An 18,397-nucleotide genomic window follows, 5' to 3' on the forward strand; every position below is an offset into this window, starting at 1 on the left:
TTCCGGGAGACCGCCATGACCGAGCCCCCCCTGCGCATCGCGATCAACGGCTTCGGGCGCATCGGCCGCACGATCCTGCGCATCCTGATGCGCGAACGCCCCGACGTCGATCTGGTCTGCATCAACGAGATCGAGCCGCTGGAGACCTGCGCTTACCTGTTCCAGTATGACAGCGTGTTCGGCCCCTGGCCGGGCACGGTGACGCAGGGGGGCGGGGCGCTGGTGGTGGACGGGCGCGCGATCCCCGTGCACGCCGCCCATGACCTGAGCACGCTCGACCTGTCGGGCGTCGATGTGGTGCTCGATTGCACCGGCATGGCCGGGGCCCGCACGGTGGCCGAGCGGGGGCTGGTGGCGGGGGCACGCATGGTGCTGGTCTCGGGGCCGTCGGAGGAGGCCGACATCACCGTGGTGATGGGCGCCAACGAAGAGGCGCTCAGGGGACAGCGGATCGTCTCGAACGCGTCCTGCACCACCAACGCGCTGGCGCCGCTGGCGCGGCTCCTCGACGCGGCGTATGGCATCGAGAGCGGGCAGATGACCACGGTGCATTGCTATACCGGAAGCCAGCCCACGGTGGACAAGCCGCGCGGCGCGCCCGAGCGCAGCCGCGCCGCGGCGCTGTCGATGGTGCCCACCACGACGAGCGCGCAGCACCTGACGGGGCGGGTGCTGCCGGGTCTCGCCGGGCGGATCGAGGCACGGGCGATCAGGGTCCCCACGGCCTCGGTCTCGGCCATCGACCTGACGGTGCAGACCCGCGTGGCCGTGACCGCGGAGGCGGTGGGGGCGATGCTGCGCGAGGCCGCAGAGCGCCATCACTGGCTGGGCTGGACCGAGGCACCGCTGGTGTCATCGGACCTGCGCGGGCGGCCCGAAAGCCTGATCGTCAGCGGTCCGCAGATCTCGGTCTCGGCGGGCGGGCTGCTGCGGGTGTTCGGCTGGTATGACAACGAATGGGGCTTTTCAGCAAGGATGCTGGATATGGCACTGTTGATGGGGCGCGGCTGACGGGCCCCCCGCTACCGCAGCCGCACGTCGCTAAATCCCATGCCGCGCAGCCGCGCCGCGCCCTCGCGCGCCTCCGCCTCGGTGGGGAAGGGCCCGGCGAGCACGAGGGTCAGCGCGCGCCCGTCGCGATGGAGCGTGCCGCGCCGCGCCGGCAGACCGGCCCCGGTGATGCGGCGCGCGGCGGCAAGGCCCCGCGCGGCATCGGCAAAGAGCCCCGCCTGCGCGTAATGCGCGGTCTGGCCGGGCTCTTGCTGGCCGGGCTCTTGCGGGGCGGGCCCGGCGGCGGCGTTGGCGACTTTCGGGGCCGAGCGCGTCGATACCGAGGCGGGGCGCGCGCCGGTGGACCGGGCGCGGCCCCGGACCTCGCCGGTGGTGACGGGGTCGGGCACGTAGCTGCCGCGCGTGGCCACCGTCACCCCGGCGGCGCGCTGGTCCTCAAAGCTGGTATAGGGCGGGCGGAGGCCGGGATACTTGTGGATCACGTCCCCCCCGCTGCGCCGGTCGATCAGGCGGCGCGGCACGGTGTTGGTCCACATCAGCTCCATCCGCGCCTTGCCCGCGAAGGTCTGGTGGGCGCGGTGCGGGTTGAGGCGGTCGTCCTCCCAGACCGGTTTCATGCCGTCGGGAACGGAAATGCCGGCGGTGCTGGCCTTCTGGCTGGCATAGACGCGAGCGGGGGCGACACGGGTGCCGGGCGGGACGCTGTCGGGCGTGGCGCGGGTGCCCGGCGGCGGGGACGCGGCGGCACCGCCGCCTTGCGCGTAGGTGATGTAATGCGCGCGCTGCGGGCCGCAGCGCACGGGCGAGCCGGTGTGCTGAACGGTATAGGCCGCCGAGACGCCACTCAGCCCGGCGCAGGCGCTGCGCCCGGGATCGGGCGGCGTGATCCGGCGCGCTGGACGGGCCGCGGTGTCGGGCGTCGCGACCGGTCGGCGGGCAGGTGTCGGCGTGGCGGTGGCGGTGACGCGCTCCGGCGCGCGCGCGCTGGCTGAGCGGGGCGCGCTGGTCGAGCGGGGCGCGGCGGCGGGCTGCGGCTGGCTGGACTTGGCGCGGGGGGCCGGCCTGGGCGCGGCGGCGGTTCGTTGCGTCTGCTGCGCGGGGGCCGCGTCGGGCGTGGACCTGGCGAGCGAAGGGGTGAACCCGCAAAGCGGCTGCCGCGAGCGGGTGAGGCGCGGCACCCAGGTCTCGACGGCACCGACACCCGCCCGGATAAAGACGCAGCCCGCGCTGTCCACGTATTGCGTGCCGGTATAGGACTCGGGTGGGAACTCTGCCGGAACCGGCGGGTTGCGCAGGGATTGCGCCCCGCCCGGGCCCGTGGCCAATACGACAGCCGCGCAGGATACAAACAGAAAGCGACGAACGGGCATGTGACCCCCCCTGGATCAATACCCTGAATCGTGCCCCATTTTCTGTGTATAGTAAACAGCCATTGGCTCATCTGGTGGCGTGTGTGCCCGGTGACGCAGATTCTGGGGAAAGCGGGCGGCCCGGCGCGGGGACCGCGGGCGTCGCATATGCGAAGCGGGGGGTTTGCCGGTTCGGGGAAGCCGTGCTAAGAGCGAAAATAGTTTAACGTTAAACGATCAGCGTGTCACGCCGGGAGGATATTATGACCGAAAGCCTCAGGGACAGCGTGCGCCAGGCGGCGCTCGATTATCACGAGTACCCCAGGCCCGGCAAGCTGGAGATCCGCGCCACCAAGCCGATGGCCAATGGCCGCGATCTGGCGCGCGCCTACAGCCCCGGCGTGGCCGAGGCGTGTCTCGAGATCAAGGCCGATCCGCAGACCGCGCGCCGCTATACCGCGCGCGGCAACCTCGTGGCGGTGGTCACCAACGGCACCGCCGTGCTCGGGCTGGGCAATATCGGTGCGCTCGCCTCCAAGCCGGTGATGGAGGGCAAGGCGGTGCTCTTCAAGAAGTTCGCCAATATCGACTGTTTCGATATCGAACTGGACGAGCCCGACCCCGAGAAGCTGGCCGGGATCGTCTGCGCGCTGGAGCCGACCTGTGGCGCGGTGAACCTGGAGGACATCAAGGCCCCCGACTGTTTCATCGTCGAGCGCATCTGCCGCGAGCGGATGAACATCCCCGTGTTTCACGACGACCAGCACGGTACCGCCATCGTGGTGGGCGCGGCGGCGACCAACGCGCTCTACGTCGCCGAGAAGCGGTTCGAGGATATCAAGGTGGTTTCGGCGGGCGGCGGCGCGGCGGGCATCGCATGCCTCAACATGCTGCTGAAGCTGGGGGTCAAGCGCGAGAACGTGTGGCTGTGCGACATTCACGGGCTGGTCCACGAGGGCCGCGAAGTGGACATGAACCCGGAAAAGGCCGCCTTTGCGCAGGTCTCTGACAAACGCGGCCTGGCCGAGGTGATCGAAGGCGCGGACCTGTTCCTGGGGCTGTCGGGGCCCAACGTGCTGACGCCTGAAATGGTGCGCGAGATGGCGGCGCGGCCCATCGTCTTTGCGCTGGCCAATCCCAGCCCCGAGATCATGCCCGATGCCGCGCGCGCCGCCGTGCCGGATGCGATCATCGCCACGGGCCGGTCTGACTTTCCCAATCAGGTCAACAACGTGTTGTGTTTCCCGTTCATCTTTCGCGGCGCATTGGACGCGGGCGCGACCGAGATCAACGACGCCATGCAGGTGGCCTGCGTGGAAGGCATCGCCGAGCTGGCCCGCGCCAGCACCAGTGCCGAGGCGGCGGCGGCCTATCGCGGCGAGTCGATGACATTCGGCCCCGATTACCTGATTCCCAAGCCGTTCGATCCACGCCTGTCGGGGATCGTGTCGTCCTCGGTGGCGCGCGCGGCGATGGAGACCGGGGTGGCCACGCGGCCGGTCGCCGACCTCGAGCAGTACAAGGCCGATCTCGACGCCAGCGTGTTCAAGTCGGCGCTGCTGATGCGGCCGGTCTTCGAGGCGGCGCGCACCGCCGCGCGCCGTCTCGTCTTTGCCGAGGGCGAGGACGAGCGCGTGCTGCGCGCCGCGCAGGCGATCCTCGAGGAGACGCCGGAGACACCGATCCTGATCGGGCGGCCCGATGTGATCGCACGGCGCTGCGAGCGGGCCGGGCTGGCGATCCGGCCCGAGCGCGATTTCAACGTGGTCAACCCCGAGAACGACCCCCGCTACCGCGACTACTGGGAGAGCTATCACGCGATCATGGCGCGGCGCGGGGTGACGCCCGACATCGCCCGCGCGGTGATGCGCACCAACACCACCGCCATCGGCGCGGTGATGGTCCATCGCGACGAGGCCGACAGCCTGATCTGCGGCACGTTCGGCGAATTCCGCTGGCATCTCAACTATGTGTCCCAGCTTCTGGCAGATGACGAGTATCGCCCGCATGGCGCGCTCAGCCTGATGATCCTCGAGGACGGGCCGCTCTTTATCGCCGACACGCATGTCTATTCGCTACCGACGCCCGAGAACCTCGCCGAGATCGCCATCGGCGCGGCGCGCCATGTGCGCCGCTTCGGGATCGAGCCCAAGGTGGCGTTCTGCTCTCAGTCGCAGTTCGGCAATCAGGCCGAGGGCTCGGGCAAGCGGCTGCGCGCGGGGATCGACATTCTTGACGCCGCGCCGCGCGATTTCGCCTATGAGGGCGAGATGAACGTGGATGCCGCGCTCAACGCCGAGCTGCGCGAACGGCTGTTGCCCGGCAACCGGCTCGAGGGGGCGGCCAATGTGTTGATCTTCGGCCATGCCGATGCCGCCTCGGGGGTGCGCAACATCCTCAAGGCCAAGGCCGGCGGGCTCGAGGTGGGGCCGATCCTGATGGGCATGGGCAACCGCGCGCATGTGGTCACGCCGGGGATCACGGCGCGGGGCCTGCTGAACATGGCCGCCATCGCCGGGACGCCGGTGGCGCATTACGGGTAGAATCGGCGGTTTGCAGGGATTTTCAGAAAAATTTGCAAACCCGCCGCTAACGGGCGGATTTTTCGACTGATTGACCCGGGTTTGCAAAAATTTGCAACCTCAAAGGGGCAATTTCTGCAAATTTTTTGCGGCCATCTGCCGCGCCGCCGCGCACGACGCTTGCCGCGGGCCAACGCGATCCGTAACACCGATGCAGAGGATCGGAGGAGGATACCATGGGATACAAGGAGATTTACGAGCGCTCGCTGGCCGACCCGGAGGGCTTCTGGCTCGAACAGGCCGAGGCGATCGACTGGACGCGCAAGCCGTCGAAGGCGCTCTTCGACGACAACGCGCCGCTCTATGAATGGTACAGCGACGGGCTGGTGAACACCTGCTGGAACGCGGTGGACCGGCATGTCGAGGCCGGGCGCGGCGCGCAGGCGGCGATCATCCACGACAGCCCGGTGACCGGCATCAAGCAGAAGATCAGCTATGCGCAACTGCGCAGCCGCGTGGCGCGTCTGGCGGGTGCGCTGCGCGACAAGGGCGTGGAAAAAGGCGACCGCGTCATCATCTACATGCCGATGGTGCCCGAGGCGCTCGAGGCGATGCTGGCCTGCGCGCGAATCGGCGCGGTGCATTCGGTGGTGTTCGGCGGCTTCGCCGCACACGAGCTGGCGGTGCGGATCGACGATTGCGCGCCCAAGGCGATCATCGCCGCGTCCTGCGGGATCGAGCCGGGGCGCGTGGTGCAGTACAAGCCGCTTCTGGACGGGGCCATCGAGCAGGCGGCGCACAAGCCCGATTTCTGCGTGATCTTTCAGCGCGAGGAGGAGGTTGCCCATCTCGAACCGGGGCGCGATCTGGACTGGCACGCCTTTCAATACGGGGTCGAGCCCGCCGAATGCCTGCCGGTCGAGGGCAACCACCCGGCCTACATTCTCTACACCTCCGGCACCACCGGGCAGCCCAAGGGCGTGGTGCGCCACACCGCCGGGCATCTGGTGGCGCTCAACTGGACGATGAAGAACATCTATGACGTGAACCCCGGCGAGGTGTTCTGGGCGGCGTCGGATGTCGGCTGGGTCGTCGGGCACAGCTATATCTGCTACGGCCCGCTGATCCACGGCAACACCACCGTGGTGTTCGAGGGCAAGCCGGTGGGCACGCCCGATGCCGGCACGTTCTGGCGGGTGATCTCCGAGCACAAGGTACGCAGCTTCTTTACCGCGCCGACCGCGTTCCGCGCCATCAAGCGCGACGACCCGGACGCCAAGGAACTGCAGAAATACGACATTTCCTGCCTGCGCGCGCTCTACCTCGCCGGGGAACGGGCCGATCCCGACACGATCAACTGGGCAGCCGACAAGATGGGCGTGCCGGTCTATGACCACTGGTGGCAGACCGAGACAGGCTGGACCATCGCCGGCAACCCGGCGGGGATCGAACCGATGGAGGTGAAGGTCGGCTCGCCCACCGTGGCGATGCCGGGCTATGACGTGCAGATCCTCGACGAGGGCGGGCACGAGGTGCCGGCGGGCACGCTGGGTGCCATCGCGATCCGGCTGCCGCTGCCGCCGGGCACGCTGCCGACGCTGTGGAATGCCGAAGCGCGATTCCGCAAATCCTATCTGGAGCATTTCCCCGGCTATTACGAGACCGGCGATGCGGGCATGAAGGACGAGGACGGATACCTCTGGATCATGGCGCGCACCGATGACGTGATCAACGTCGCCGGGCATCGTCTCTCGACCGGCGCGATGGAGGAGGTGCTGGCCAGCCACCCCGATGTGGCCGAATGCGCCGTGATCGGGGCGAGCGACGCGCTCAAGGGGCAGGCGCCGGTGGGGTTCCTGTGTCTGACCAAGGGTGTCAACCGCAGCCATGACGAGATCGTGAAGGAATGTGTGGCGCTTGTACGCGATCAGATCGGACCGGTCGCGGCGTTCAAGCTCGCAGTCGTGGTGGACCGCTTGCCCAAGACCCGCTCGGGCAAGATCCTGCGCGCGATCATGGTGCGTATCGCCGACGGGCAGGACTACAAGATGCCCGCCACGATCGACGACCCGGCGATCCTTGACGAGATCAAGAGCGCCCTGCAAGGCATTGGTCTGGCGACGTAAGCGACGCGCCCATCTGTGGAAAAGGCCCTGCCCGGGATAGCCCGGGCAGGGCGCGCACCATGGCTGCTCAGGACGAGCGCGCGGTCAGGATCGTTACCGTCACGGGGCTGGGGACGAGACTGGTTACAGAGGCCGGATCGGCGGTCTTCCCACCCCGCTCCGGATACAGGACAATCCCCGCGACAATCAGGCTTCCAAGCAGAAGGATCCTGATGACATTCATTACCCGCATGACCGAGCCTCCTTTCGCCTGACATGGCACACCTGCGTGTTGCAGGCCAATCGTTCATGCGCAGGGCAGGGTGGGACAGGCAATATCGTGCCGATGATATGCGATAACACGGGGGTTTCCGCGGGCGTCGCGCGATCTACCTAGAGAAAATGAGTGGATCAATACGACTTGTAATTCTTGTGTTTCTTGCCTGTGTGATCTGTGCCATGCCCGATCCTTCCCGTGCCGGTGACAGCCCCGGCGGCTATGCGCCGCCGCCGCTCGACTCGTATCGGTTCTTTAGCGACCGGGTGATGGGCGGCGTCTCGACCGGGGCGGCGCGGGTGACGGGTTCCGAGGGGGCGCGGCATCTGGCCCTCACCGGATCGGTCAGCACCGAGAACCGGGGCGGTTTTATCCAGGCGCGAGCGGACATCGATGCGTCGTTCCCGGCGGAGGCGCGCGGCGTGGTGATCCGGGTGCGCGGCAACGGCCAGCGCTATTTCGTGCATCTGCGCACGCGCGGCACCATCCTGCCGTGGCAATATTACCAGGCCGGGTTCGAGACCACGCCGGCATGGCGCGAGGTGCGCCTGCCTTTCGTGGATTTTGCGTCCTCGGGAGCGTTCTTGCGCGACACGCCGCGCCCCGAGACTGTGACGAGCCTCGCCGTGGTCGCCTATGGCCGGGATCACGAGGCTGACGTGGCATTTCAGTGGATTGGTTTGTATTGATCTTTCTAGTTAAATATATCGGCGATTTCTGAGGATAAAAATGATTTTCAAGTTGATTTATGTAAATTGTTCGCGCAGGAGCCGTTCCTCAAGCCCGTGACCGGGATCGAACAGGATGCGGTGGCGGATATCGGTGCGCGAGCGGATTTCGACCCAGTTCACGCTTTCGACCCAGCGGCTATCGGCGTCGGCCATGACCGGGCGTTTGTCGGGGTCGATCACGTCGAAGCGTACGCAGGCGCGCTTGGGCAGGAGCGCGCCGCGCCAGCGCCGGGGGCGGAAGGCAGCCACCGCAGTGAGCGCCAGCACCTCCGAGCCGATCGGCAGAATCGGCCCGTGGGCGGAATAGTTGTAGGCGGTGGACCCGGCGGGCGTGGCCACCAGCGCGCCATCGCAGATGAGTTCCTCCAGCCGCAGCCGCCCGTCGATCGAGATGCGCAGCTTGGCCGCCTGTGGACCGGCGCGCAGCAGCGATACCTCGTTGATGGCGAGCGCCTCGTGCACCGTGCCGTCATTGGCCTCGGCGCGCATCGCGAGCGGGTTGATGATCTCTTCCTCGGCGCACGCGAGCCGCGCGGGCAGGTCGGTCTCGGTATAGTCGTTCATCAGAAAGCCGACGGTGCCGCGATTCATCCCGTAGACCGGCGTGTCGAGCGCCTGCGTGCGGTGCATCGTATGCAGCATGAATCCGTCGCCGCCCAGCGCCACGATCACGTCGGCCTGCCCCTCGGGCACGTTACCGAACCGCGCGACAAGAGCGGCGCGTGCGGTCTGCGCGCTGGGCACGTCGCTGGCGACAAAGGCGATCTTGCGGGGCATCCGGGCTCCTCGTGTCCTGGCCCGACGGATCGAAGCACAATTCACCGGGCAAGGCCAGCCATGCCGGTGAGGCGGGCGGATGTGTCGCTTTGCGATCTTTCCTTGGGACCCCCTTTCCGCTAGGTGGTCGCCAGAGTCATTTTCTGGCGGAGGACATGCCATGCCCCATGACGGACACCGGCCCGTGGCCGACAGCGGTTTCTTCACCGAGGCGCTGACCTCGCGCGATCCCGAGATCGCCCGCGCGATCGGGCAAGAGCTCGGGCGTCAGCGCGACGAGATCGAGCTCATCGCGTCCGAGAACATCGTCTCGGCGGCGGTGATGGAGGCGCAGGGCTCGGTGATGACCAACAAGTATGCCGAAGGGTATCCCGGTCGGCGCTATTACGGCGGCTGCCAGTTTGTCGACATCGCCGAGAACCTCGCCATCGCGCGGGCTTGCGAGCTTTTCGGCTGCGGCTTTGCCAATGTGCAGCCCAACTCGGGCAGCCAGGCCAACCAGGGTGTGTTCACCGCGCTGCTCAAGCCCGGCGACACCATCCTCGGCATGAGCCTCGACGCGGGCGGGCACCTGACCCATGGCGCGGCCCCCAACCAGTCGGGCAAGTGGTTCAACGCGGTGCAGTACGGCGTGCGCAAGCAGGACAACCTGATCGACTACGACCAGGTGCAGGCGCTGGCCAGCGAGCATCGGCCCAAGCTCATCATCGCCGGCGGCTCGGCCATCCCGCGTCGGATCGACTTTGCCAGGATGCGCGAGATCGCCGACAGCGTCGGCGCGTATCTGCATGTCGACATGGCGCATTTCGCAGGGTTGGTGGCGGCGGGCGAGCATCCCAGCCCGTTCCCGCACGCGCATGTGGCCACCACGACCACGCACAAGACGCTGCGCGGGCCGCGCGGCGGCATGATCCTCACCGATGACGAGGCGATCGCCAAGAAGGTCAACTCGGCCATCTTCCCCGGCATCCAGGGCGGGCCGCTGATGCATGTGATCGCCGCCAAGGCGGTCGCCTTCGGCGAGGCGCTGCGCCCGGAATTCAAGAGCTACATCAAGGCGGTGGTGGCCAATGCTCAGGCGCTGTCGGATCAGCTCATCAAGGGCGGGCTGGATACCGTGACGCATGGCACCGACACGCATGTCGTGCTGGTGGATCTGCGGCCCAAGGGCGTCAAGGGCAACGCCACCGAAAAGGCGCTGGGACGCGCGCATATCACCTGCAACAAGAACGGCGTGCCGTTCGACCCCGAAAAGCCCACGATCACGAGCGGCATCCGGCTGGGCAGCCCGGCGGGCACCACGCGCGGCTTTGCCGCGGCGGAATTCCGCCAGATCGCGGACTGGATCATCGAGGTGGTCGATGGCCTCGCCGCCAACGGCGAGGACGGCAACGCCGCGGTGGAAGAGAAGGTCAAGGCCGAGGTGGAGGCGCTCTGCGCACGGTTCCCGATCTATCCGAACCTGTGAGGCTATAAGCGGCGCGCGTCGGGGGCGATCTTCGGCTCTGGCGCGCGCCTTGTGCGGCCTCCCGGCGTCTCCGTGGTCGGGCCGAGCATGAGAGCCGGGACTGTTCACCTGTTGTGATACCTCTTGCCGCCCAATGCTACGCACGGTGTTTTTGGCCTGAAGGGGACGTTGACCTATCCGGTGATGAGCCGCGCGAGCGCCAGCCCGGGGGGCGGGTCATGCCGGAGGCATGCCTTCGGCATGACCGCTCGCGCGGCGGCGTGCAAGCACGCCTTGATTCCGGGCGGGGTGGGTGGCGAATGGCAGGTATAGGCCATTCGCGGTGCCCGCTTCACGCGCTCCGCGACCACCCCGGCCCGCCTCACTCGTCGAGCGCGCCGTGCACGGCCACGAGGTCGAGCTCGGCCCCCTGCGGCGCGATGGCGCTGTAGCTTTCGCGCACCCCGGCCTCTGACAACTCGCGCATCACGGTGAGCAGCGTGTTGGGCGCGTGCTCGTCGCACAGGTCGGCCATCTGCGCGACCTCGTCGCGCGCCACGGGCAGGGCGGCGTCGATGTCGGGCGCGCCGTAGACGTCGACGAAGTGCTGCGCGAGCGCGCGGATCACGGTCTCGGCCTCATCCGGCTCGACCTGCGTGACGGCGACGAAGGTGGTGCGGCCGAAGGTCTCGACCCCGAGCCAGCCATTGGCGAACGCCTGCCGCGCCTTGCCCACCAGATCGCCCTCGCCCCAGTTGGAGAACTCGAACCCGCCCGGGATGCACCATTCACCGGTGCGCGCGGGGCTGTGATAGACGCGCATGTCGCTCTCGTCGAAATGGATCGCGCGGGCCAGTTTCATGTGCCTGTCTCCAGCAGGGTGGTGAGCGGGACGAGCCGGGTGGCGTCGCCCACGCGCAGGAGCATACCGAAATCCTCGTCCACGCCAACCCATGTGCCGGTCTCGCCGGCGTGGGTGAGCGGCTCGCCCATGCCCCAGGCGAGGCCGCGCCACTCGGCGTGGAGGGGGCGGGGGCCTTCGTCCTCCCAGCGGGTGATCCACACCAGCGTGTGCCGCGCCCAGGCTTCGAGCAGCATCGCCGCGTCCACCTCGGCGCAGCCTTCCTCGGTGAGGGCGGTGTCGTCCGGGGTCTCGCCGGGGCGGTCGGTGCGGGGGGTGACGGGCACCTCAAGACCCACCACGAGCCAGCCGGGCAGGGCCGCCGGATCGGCACCCCCCGCCGCCACCCGCAACCGGCCGCAGCGCGCGCCGTTGACGCGGATGCCGCCGGCCCATTCGAGATGCACCGCCACCTCGGGGGGGGCCAGCGCGCCGAGTGCGTTCTGAAAGCCGATGCCGCAGGCGGGCAGCATCGCCATCGCGCGGCCCAAAGGCACCTCGGGCGCCATCACCAGCGCCGCCGACAGGTTGCTGTCGGCGACGTTGTGCACCACCAGCCCCGCGTCGCAACCGAGCGCGGCCATCGCGCGCGCCTTGTCGAAGGGCGCGATCGCGCCGCTGACGGCGAGCCCCGACATCAGCGGCGGGAAGGAAGGTGCGCTCATGCCACGCCGCGCGAGACGAGATCGCGCGCCACCTGCCGGAACGCCTGCGCCTGCGGGCTGTCGGGCCTGGTCACGACGATGGGCGCGCCGCCATCCGAGGCCACGCGGATATCGAGATGCAGCGGCACCTCGGACAGCAGCGGCACGCCCATCTTCCCGGCCTCGGCCTTGACGCCGCCATGGCCGAAGATGTGCTCTTCGTGTCCGCAATTTGAGCAGATATGCGTGCTCATGTTCTCGATCAGGCCCAGCACCGGCACCTTGAGCTGGGTAAACATGTCGATGCCCTTGCGCGCATCGAGAAGCGCCACGTCCTGCGGCGTCGAGACGATGATCGCGCCGTCGACCTCGGTCTTTTGCGCCAGCGTCATCGACACGTCGCCGGTGCCCGGCGGCAGATCGACGATCAGACAGTCGAGCGCGCCCCATTGCACCTGCATCAGCATCTGTTGCAGCGCGCCCATCAGCATCGGTCCGCGCCACACGACCGCCTGATCCTCGTTCACCATCAGGCCGATCGACATCATGGTGACGCCGTGATTCCTGAGCGGCAGGATGATCTTGCCATCGGGGCTCGCGGGGCGGCCCGAGACGCCCATCATCCGCGGCTGCGAGGGGCCGTAGACATCGGCGTCCAGCAGGCCCACCCGGCGCCCCTCGGCGGCGAGCGCGCAGGCGATATTGGCCGCGACGGTGGATTTGCCGACGCCCCCCTTTCCCGACGCGATGGCGATGATGTGATCGACACCGGGTACACGCTGCGGTCCCTTGGGCTCCGCCTTTTTCGCGGGCTTGAGGTCGGGCGGCTCCTTGGCCGAATGGGCGGTCAGCACCGCCGAGACGCTGCCCGCGCCCGCCGATCTGGCTGCCGCTTCGGCGGCGTCGCGGACCGGCTCGTAGGTCTTGGCCTTTGCGGGGTCGATCTCGAGGACGAAGCGGACCTCGTCACCCTCGACATTGAGCGCGCGCACCACGCCCGCCGCGACGATATCGGACCCGCTCACGGGGTCGGTGATCTGTTTCAGCGCCTCGAGGACGCCATCGCGTGTAGCTGCCACCTCAGTCCTGCCCCTTGATCTTTCCGGTCACCACGTGCTCGATATCGAGCCCCTCGACGGTGAGCACCACCTTTGCCTCGAATTCCTGCCCGGCGGTCGCGCCCTTTGCGCGCAGCCCCTCCTCGATGGCCTGCTGCGAGGTGACGCCCACCTGCTTGAGAAACTTTCGCATCGACATGTTGAATTCGTCGCTCATCGCGGTCTCCTTTCTTCTGATCGCTCGCTTGACGCGGATATAGTCCTGTTTCTACGCTCCGGTATGGCCCGGACCGACCTGATATCGGCGTGTCTGCGCATCACGCTTGGTGTCACGCTGTTGCTGGCGGTTTTGTGGCCGCTGGCGGCGCGCGCGGATGACAAGCGGTTCCGCCTTGCCGCCCCCGGGGCTCTGGCCGATAGCGGCCTGCTCGACTACCTCCTGCCGCGCTTCTCGCTCAAGACCGGGGTGCGGATCGAGGTGGTGGCACCGGAGGCCGGGGCCGACGCGGCGTTCACCACGACCGAGGGGCGCGAGGTGTTCGTGGGGGCAGGGCAGACATGGCGGCTGCGCCTCGACGGCGGGCATCCGGGGGCCGCGCGGTTCGCCGACTGGCTGACGTCGGAGATCGGGCAGCGCACGGTCACCAGCTACGAGGTGGATGGTGCCGCGCCCTTTTCCCTGCCCGAGGTGGCGGCGACGGAGGATGCGGCCCCCGAATTCGAGGGCGACGCCGAGAGGGGGGCGCGCGTTGCGCAGGCCAAGTGCGGGCGCTGTCATGTGGTCGATCCCGAGCGCCGCGGCGGCATCGGCTCGACCCCGTCCTTTCCGGTGCTGCGCACGCTGAGCGACTGGGACACGCGGTTCCAGAGTTTCTACGCGCTCAACCCGCACCCCGCCTTCACGCAGGTGCCCGGCGTGACCGAGGGATTCGCCAGCCACCTGCCACCCGCCATCGTGCCCATCGAGGTGAGCCCCGGCGAGATCGAGGCGATCCTCGCCTATGTGGCGGGGATCGCCCCCGCCGATCTGGGTGCGCCGTTGCAACTTCAGTGATCCTTGCGGTTCGGCGTCTGAACCTTGCGGTTCGACAGGTAATCCTCGGTGGTGCGCGGGCGCGGGCGCTCGGCCGAGGCGAAGGGATTGTCGGCCGAGTGGAACTGCGCGTTGATGCGGCAGTTCTCGCACATCTGGATCATGCGCGCGGCCTGTGACGTGCCGAACATGGAATGCTTGCCCGCGAGTTTCTCGGTGATCTTCTCGATGGTCGATTTCGAGCCGAAGAGCGTGCCGCATTCGATGCAGGCAAAGGGCTCTTCCTCGTTGAGCACCACCTGGCCGAGCGCGGCATCGGTGAGATTCATCCGCGGCTCCAGCGTGATCGCCTTTTCCGGGCAGATATTGGCGCAGAGGCCGCATTGCAGGCAGGCATCCTCCTGAAAGCGCAGTTGGGGCAGGTCCTCGTTGTCGAGAAGCGCGCCGGAGGGACAGAGCGACACGCATGAAAGACACAGCGTGCAGGCGTCGGTATCGACCACCACCGCGCCGTAGGGGGCGGCGGCGGGCAGGTCCAGAACCTCTGTTCCGGGGTTGAGCGCGCGGGCGGCGAGACGGGCCACCTGCCGACGGTTGCCCATCGGCAGCACCGGCTCGGCCAGCGGCGTGGAGGCGTCCGCATCGTAGAGTGCCTCGCAGAGCGCGTCGGGATCGGCGAGGTCCAGCAGGCGCACCGGGTGACCGCCCGCCATCGCCTGCGCCAGCGGGATTTCCTGGTCGGGCGCGTCGCGTTCGGTGGTGGGCGACAACAGCACCGTGACCTCGGCAAAGCCCGAGGCGAGGGCGGCGAGGATCTCGGCATGGCCAAAGCCCGAAAGCGCCGACACCTCCAGCGGGATCACATCGGCGGGCAGGCCGCGCCCGTGGCGCGCGGCGAGGCGGATCATCTCGGCACCATGGCTTGCGTCATGCACCAGAAGGCGCGGGGCCTCTCCGCCGGCGCGGCGGTAGGCCGAGGCCAGCGTCTGGATGCGCCGCAGGATCATGTCGGGCGGCGGCGCGTCGTAGCTGATCGCGCCCGAGGGGCAGCGCGCGGCGCAGGCCCCGCAGCCCGCGCAGACCATCGGATCGATGCTGACATGCTCTCCCGCAGGGCTGATCGCGCCGGTGGGGCAGATGTCGAGGCACTTGGTGCATCCGGTCTGCCCGGCGCGGGAATGCGCGCAGAGCAGCGGTTCGACCGCGACGTAGAGCGGCTTCTCGAAGGTGCCGGTAAGCTGCGAGGCGGCGAGGATCGCGTCGGCCACCGCCGTGAGACTGCCGGGATCGGCGCGCAGATAGCCCTCGCGCTTTTCCGGCGCGGGAAAGAGCGGGGTGCCGCCCGACAGGTCGAGGATAATGTCGCAGGTGGTTTCCGCCCCGTCGCGCGGCGCGGTCCATGAGAGTGCGCCGCGCCCGCCGGGATCGACCTGTCGCAGCGCGTCGAGCCGCAGGGTGAAGCCGCCGAGCGCGCCCTGTGCGGCGGTGACGCGCGCGCGGATGGTGTCAAAATCGCGGCTGTCGGGCGGGTCGCTGTCGTCGGTCAGCAGCACCGTGACCCCCAGCACAGGTGCCAGCCGTTTGGCGGCGGCGAGCGCCGCCTTGGCGCTGCCGATGATGAGGCACAGCCCCTCGGAGGTGACATCCAGGCTCTTGTCGGGGCGCGCGGGCAGGGTGGCCTCGGCTACCAGCGCGGACATTTTGGGCAGCAACGGGGCGGTATCGTCGGTCCACCCGGCGCGGTCGCGCAGGTCGAGGCACGCGGGCGCCTCGACGCCCAGATCGGCGGCGATCTCGTCGAAGACCCGCCGCTCCTGCGTGCAGCAGATGATCGGCTCGTCGTTCCCTTCGTCGGCGATGGCCCTGGCTGCCGCACCTGTTTCGGCGGTGCACAACGCGCTGTGCATCCGCGAGCAGGCGAGCCCGGTGGCCTGCGACAACCCTGTGGCGTCTATCGTCTGGGAGCCGGAACAGTCACATAATATCAAGTGCTTGGGCATGTTTCCCCCGGGCGTTGCGGTGTCGGGAAAGGCGCGTTTGGCGCGGATCAGGCCAAAGCTTAGGCATGATTCGAGGCTGTCGTAAACAGGCTTTCGAATCAGACGGTCCCGTCGTGAGCCGCGGATCCGGCGGGCTGACAAGCCTGATTGATTCCGTGTGTTTCCAGCGCCTTGTCATGCGGCGGCGCAGCATCTCTGCGTCGCGGCGGTCAAACTGTCCGATTCGCCACGGTTGGACGGGCTGCATGGTTCAAAATGTCCGGGATCGGCCCGCGGTAGACCTTTGCGCACAGAAAGTGCTTTGCGTGGTCAGAAAACTGCACCAATCTGGGGCGAGGCCAGCAAACGGGGATATCGCCAGCCGTGACCGCCACCATGCATGACAAGCAATTGCTTCTGCCCCTCGGGGTCGTCGTGCGGCGTGCGCCGGGGGTGACACGCTGGGCACCCTGGAGCTGGAAGGCCGTGGCGGTGCTGCCAGGCGCAGGGCCCGCCGATTGGCGCGAGATGCGCCGCGAGGGCGACGCGGTCGAGTATCACGCCGCCACGCTGACCCTCGATCTGCACCACACGCAAACCGAGGCCTATCTGGAGGCGCTGCGGGCGCGGGTGCCGTCGGTCTACGTGGTGATGCGCCCGGTCATGGCGGAGGCGGAGGCGATGCCCTTCGAGGTCACGCTGGTCACGGCCTCGCCGTTCGAGGCGCAGGATTATTGCGACACCGGCGAGGAGATGGTGGAGCGGGTGCCGATGCCCGAGGGGATGATCGCGCTCATCCGCGATTTCGTGGCGGCTCACCACGTTGCCGAGGAATTCAAGAAACGCAAACGCGATTGGGTGCGGGTGACCGGCTCCGAGGATGGCGTGGGCGACGCGCGCATCCCGCAGGAAACCGATGTCTACCGCGCGCCTGCCCGCGCCCGCAAGGAGAGGATGCATTGACACGCACCGTGACAGAGGCTGCCGATTTCTGGTCGCGCCGCAAGGCGCGGGTCGCCGCCGAGGATGCGGCAGAGGCGCGCGCCGCCGAGGCGCAGGTCGGGGCCGCGCAGGAGGCGGCGCTGGCCGAGAAGAGCGACGCGGAGATCTGCGAGGAACTGGGCCTGCCCGATCCCGACACGCTGGAGGCGGGTGGCGATTTCCGGGCCTTCATGGACCGCGCCGTTCCCGAGCGGCTGCGCCGTCGGGCGCTGCGCCGGCTGTGGCTGAGCAATCCGGCGCTCGCCAATCTCGACGGGATGGTGGATTACGGCGAGGATTTCACCGACAGCGCCTGCGTGATCGAGGGGATGCAGACCGCCTATCAGGTGGGCAAGGGGATGCTCGCCCATGTGCGGGAGATGGCCCGGCAGGCGGAGGCCGAGGCGGTGGCAGACGCCGGGGACGAGGCGCCCGGGTCGATGGCGCTGACGGAGGCGGAGGCCGAAGCGGAGCCCGAGGCGCAGGCAGCGCCCGAGGATGCGGCCGCGCCACCGGAGGGCGCGCCTGCCGAGGCTGTTGCACAGGCCGGGGACGACGCCCCGCCGCCACCGCGCCGCCGGATGCGATTTGACTTTGCCGGGGCGGACGGAGAGCAGGCATGACCAACCAAGAGGCCCTCATGGATACCACCGACGCCGCGCCATCCATCGCCGAGGAGGACGGCCTGCGCGCCGATCTCTACGATTTCCTCGGCGCGCTTCTGGCGCGTCCCGCCGATGCCGATCTGCTTGGGCGGACCGCCGCGCTGACCGGCGACGACACGGCGATGGGACAGGCGGTCAGCGCGCTGGCGCGGGTGGCGGGCGTGAGCACGCCGCGCGCCGTGGAATCGGAGTTCAACGCGCTGTTCATCGGGCTGGGGCGGGGCGAATTGCTGCCTTATGCCAGCTACTATCTCACCGGCTTTCTCAACGAGAAGCCGCTGGCCACCCTGCGCCGCGACATGGCCGCGCGCGGCATGCGGCGGGCGGAAAACGTCTACGAGCCCGAGGACAACATCGCCTCGCTGATGGAGATGATGGCGGGGCTGATCCGTGGCCGCTTTGGTGCGCCGGGCAGCCTCGAAGACCAGCGGACGTTCTTCGCGCGTCACATCGGCCCCTGGGCGGGGCACTTTTTCACGGATCTGGAGGGTGCTCAGTCCTCGGTTCTCTATGCCTCGGTCGGCGCGCTCGGCCGGGTGTTCATGGAAATCGAGACCGAGGGCTTTCGGATGAGCGGGGCGTGAGCCGCGCAGCAACCGGCGGCGTGTGCCGCCATCAATCGAGGGGAGGAACCCTAGAATGACACGGAAACCCGAGGAGGCCACAAGCCGCCGCGATTTCCTCCGGCTCGCCGCCACCGGCGCGCCCGTTGTCGCGGCGGCCACCGCCGTGACCGGCGCGCAGGCCGAGGCCGCAGAGCCCGACCTCGCATCCGAGCGGATGCAGGACACCGCGCATACCCGCGCCTATTACGACAGCGCCCGGTTCTGAGACCCGGACGCCGTCATCCACCGCCGACGACTGGTTGCGTGACGCCCGACTGTCAGCGGAAACCGCAGTACCCAGCCTGAATCCAG

The 18,397-nt window shown here is 68.5% G+C and carries 17 protein-coding genes; 10 read left to right on the plus strand and 7 right to left on the minus strand.

What is annotated here, in order from left to right:
• Positions 1–15: 15 nt before the first annotated feature.
• Positions 16–1,011, plus strand: coding sequence for a type I glyceraldehyde-3-phosphate dehydrogenase (locus ACFFU4_RS07970; RefSeq protein ID WP_377068839.1), 996 nt, complete (start codon positions 16–18; stop codon positions 1,009–1,011).
• A gap of 11 nt (positions 1,012–1,022) precedes the next feature.
• Here the strand turns inward: ACFFU4_RS07970 and ACFFU4_RS07975 are convergent, their stop codons facing one another.
• Positions 1,023–2,336, minus strand: a complete 1,314-nt coding sequence (locus ACFFU4_RS07975) for an SPOR domain-containing protein (protein WP_377068841.1) — start codon at positions 2,334–2,336, stop codon at positions 1,023–1,025.
• Between the two features lie 287 nt (positions 2,337–2,623).
• Here ACFFU4_RS07975 and ACFFU4_RS07980 point away from each other — a divergent pair, with 287 nt between their 5' ends.
• From ACFFU4_RS07980 to ACFFU4_RS07990, 3 genes are all read left to right on the plus strand, one after another.
• Complete coding sequence (locus tag ACFFU4_RS07980) at positions 2,624–4,903, plus strand: NADP-dependent malic enzyme (protein ID WP_377068843.1); 2,280 nt, start codon at positions 2,624–2,626, stop codon at positions 4,901–4,903.
• 215 nt (positions 4,904–5,118) lie between these two features.
• Entirely contained in the window at positions 5,119–7,008 is a 1,890-nt protein-coding gene (gene prpE / locus ACFFU4_RS07985) for a propionate-CoA ligase PrpE (protein ID WP_377068845.1), read from the plus strand.
• 438 nt (positions 7,009–7,446) lie between these two features.
• The gene (locus ACFFU4_RS07990) at positions 7,447–7,953 is read left to right on the plus strand and encodes a CIA30 family protein (RefSeq protein ID WP_377068847.1); all 507 of its coding nucleotides are present in this window, start codon (positions 7,447–7,449) and stop codon (positions 7,951–7,953) included.
• A gap of 57 nt (positions 7,954–8,010) precedes the next feature.
• Here the strand turns inward: ACFFU4_RS07990 and ACFFU4_RS07995 are convergent, their stop codons facing one another.
• Positions 8,011–8,772 (minus strand): NAD kinase, encoded by a 762-nt coding sequence (locus tag ACFFU4_RS07995; RefSeq protein WP_377068849.1) that lies wholly within the window; start codon positions 8,770–8,772, stop codon positions 8,011–8,013.
• A 160-nt stretch (positions 8,773–8,932) separates the two neighbouring features.
• On the opposite strand from ACFFU4_RS07995, the gene glyA reads away from it, so the two are divergent.
• The gene (glyA, locus tag ACFFU4_RS08000; protein ID WP_377068851.1) at positions 8,933–10,240 is read left to right on the plus strand and encodes a serine hydroxymethyltransferase; all 1,308 of its coding nucleotides are present in this window, start codon (positions 8,933–8,935) and stop codon (positions 10,238–10,240) included.
• 361 nt (positions 10,241–10,601) lie between these two features.
• Here glyA and ACFFU4_RS08005 read toward each other — a convergent pair whose 3' ends face one another.
• From ACFFU4_RS08005 to ACFFU4_RS08020, 4 genes are read right to left on the minus strand one after another with little or no spacing between them, the layout of a single operon-like run.
• Positions 10,602–11,081, minus strand: a complete 480-nt coding sequence (locus ACFFU4_RS08005) for a DUF6505 family protein (RefSeq protein WP_377068853.1) — start codon at positions 11,079–11,081, stop codon at positions 10,602–10,604.
• Positions 11,078–11,785: a biotin/lipoate--protein ligase family protein gene (locus tag ACFFU4_RS08010; RefSeq protein WP_377068855.1), complete on the minus strand. Its 708-nt coding sequence runs from the start codon at positions 11,783–11,785 to the stop codon at positions 11,078–11,080. Before ACFFU4_RS08010 ends, ACFFU4_RS08005 begins: the two co-directional genes overlap by 4 nt.
• Positions 11,782–12,843: an Mrp/NBP35 family ATP-binding protein gene (locus ACFFU4_RS08015; RefSeq protein WP_377068857.1), complete on the minus strand. Its 1,062-nt coding sequence runs from the start codon at positions 12,841–12,843 to the stop codon at positions 11,782–11,784. The genes ACFFU4_RS08010 and ACFFU4_RS08015 overlap by 4 nt, the downstream gene beginning before the upstream one ends.
• Position 12,844: 1 nt before the next feature.
• Complete coding sequence (locus ACFFU4_RS08020; RefSeq protein WP_377068859.1) at positions 12,845–13,039, minus strand: DUF6494 family protein; 195 nt, start codon at positions 13,037–13,039, stop codon at positions 12,845–12,847.
• A 63-nt stretch (positions 13,040–13,102) separates the two neighbouring features.
• Here ACFFU4_RS08020 and ACFFU4_RS08025 point away from each other — a divergent pair, with 63 nt between their 5' ends.
• Positions 13,103–13,876: a c-type cytochrome gene (locus tag ACFFU4_RS08025; protein WP_377068861.1), complete on the plus strand. Its 774-nt coding sequence runs from the start codon at positions 13,103–13,105 to the stop codon at positions 13,874–13,876.
• Here ACFFU4_RS08025 and ACFFU4_RS08030 read toward each other — a convergent pair.
• Positions 13,870–15,855, minus strand: coding sequence for a 4Fe-4S binding protein (locus ACFFU4_RS08030; protein ID WP_377068863.1), 1,986 nt, complete (start codon positions 15,853–15,855; stop codon positions 13,870–13,872). The genes ACFFU4_RS08025 and ACFFU4_RS08030 overlap by 7 nt on opposite strands.
• 375 nt (positions 15,856–16,230) lie before the next feature.
• Here ACFFU4_RS08030 and ACFFU4_RS08035 point away from each other — a divergent pair, with 375 nt between their 5' ends.
• The 4 genes from ACFFU4_RS08035 to ACFFU4_RS08050 are packed head-to-tail and all read left to right on the plus strand — an operon-like array spanning position 16,231 to position 18,311.
• Positions 16,231–16,797 (plus strand): DUF3305 domain-containing protein, encoded by a 567-nt coding sequence (locus ACFFU4_RS08035; RefSeq protein WP_377068998.1) that lies wholly within the window; start codon positions 16,231–16,233, stop codon positions 16,795–16,797.
• Entirely contained in the window at positions 16,794–17,438 is a 645-nt protein-coding gene (locus ACFFU4_RS08040) for a DUF3306 domain-containing protein (RefSeq protein WP_377068865.1), read from the plus strand. Before ACFFU4_RS08035 ends, ACFFU4_RS08040 begins: the two co-directional genes overlap by 4 nt.
• Entirely contained in the window at positions 17,435–18,064 is a 630-nt protein-coding gene (locus tag ACFFU4_RS08045; protein ID WP_377068867.1) for a TorD/DmsD family molecular chaperone, read from the plus strand. The genes ACFFU4_RS08040 and ACFFU4_RS08045 overlap by 4 nt, the downstream gene beginning before the upstream one ends.
• 55 nt (positions 18,065–18,119) lie before the next feature.
• On the plus strand, positions 18,120–18,311 hold the full coding sequence (locus tag ACFFU4_RS08050; protein WP_377068869.1) for a ubiquinol-cytochrome c reductase iron-sulfur subunit N-terminal domain-containing protein: 192 nt from the start codon (positions 18,120–18,122) through the stop codon (positions 18,309–18,311).
• Positions 18,312–18,397: the final 86 nt, after the last annotated feature.

It is taken from the genome of Roseovarius ramblicola, assembly GCF_042430665.1.
GTDB classification, from domain to species: Bacteria; Pseudomonadota; Alphaproteobacteria; order Rhodobacterales; family Rhodobacteraceae; genus Roseovarius; species Roseovarius ramblicola.

Coding starts and splice junctions, on each gene's coding strand:
- ACFFU4_RS07970 (WP_377068839.1), top strand. CDS start 16: ATGACCGAGCCCCCCCTGCGCATCGCGATCAACGGCTTCGGGCGCATC.
- ACFFU4_RS07980 (WP_377068843.1), top strand. CDS start 2,624: ATGACCGAAAGCCTCAGGGACAGCGTGCGCCAGGCGGCGCTCGATTAT.
- prpE (WP_377068845.1), top strand. CDS start 5,119: ATGGGATACAAGGAGATTTACGAGCGCTCGCTGGCCGACCCGGAGGGC.
- ACFFU4_RS07990 (WP_377068847.1), top strand. CDS start 7,447: ATGCCCGATCCTTCCCGTGCCGGTGACAGCCCCGGCGGCTATGCGCCG.
- ACFFU4_RS07995 (WP_377068849.1), bottom strand. CDS start 8,772: ATGCCCCGCAAGATCGCCTTTGTCGCCAGCGACGTGCCCAGCGCGCAG.
- glyA (WP_377068851.1), top strand. CDS start 8,933: ATGCCCCATGACGGACACCGGCCCGTGGCCGACAGCGGTTTCTTCACC.
- ACFFU4_RS08005 (WP_377068853.1), bottom strand. CDS start 11,081: ATGAAACTGGCCCGCGCGATCCATTTCGACGAGAGCGACATGCGCGTC.
- ACFFU4_RS08010 (WP_377068855.1), bottom strand. CDS start 11,785: ATGAGCGCACCTTCCTTCCCGCCGCTGATGTCGGGGCTCGCCGTCAGC.
- ACFFU4_RS08020 (WP_377068859.1), bottom strand. CDS start 13,039: ATGAGCGACGAATTCAACATGTCGATGCGAAAGTTTCTCAAGCAGGTG.
- ACFFU4_RS08025 (WP_377068861.1), top strand. CDS start 13,103: ATGGCCCGGACCGACCTGATATCGGCGTGTCTGCGCATCACGCTTGGT.
- ACFFU4_RS08030 (WP_377068863.1), bottom strand. CDS start 15,855: ATGCCCAAGCACTTGATATTATGTGACTGTTCCGGCTCCCAGACGATA.
- ACFFU4_RS08035 (WP_377068998.1), top strand. CDS start 16,231: ATGCATGACAAGCAATTGCTTCTGCCCCTCGGGGTCGTCGTGCGGCGT.
- ACFFU4_RS08045 (WP_377068867.1), top strand. CDS start 17,435: ATGACCAACCAAGAGGCCCTCATGGATACCACCGACGCCGCGCCATCC.
- ACFFU4_RS08050 (WP_377068869.1), top strand. CDS start 18,120: ATGACACGGAAACCCGAGGAGGCCACAAGCCGCCGCGATTTCCTCCGG.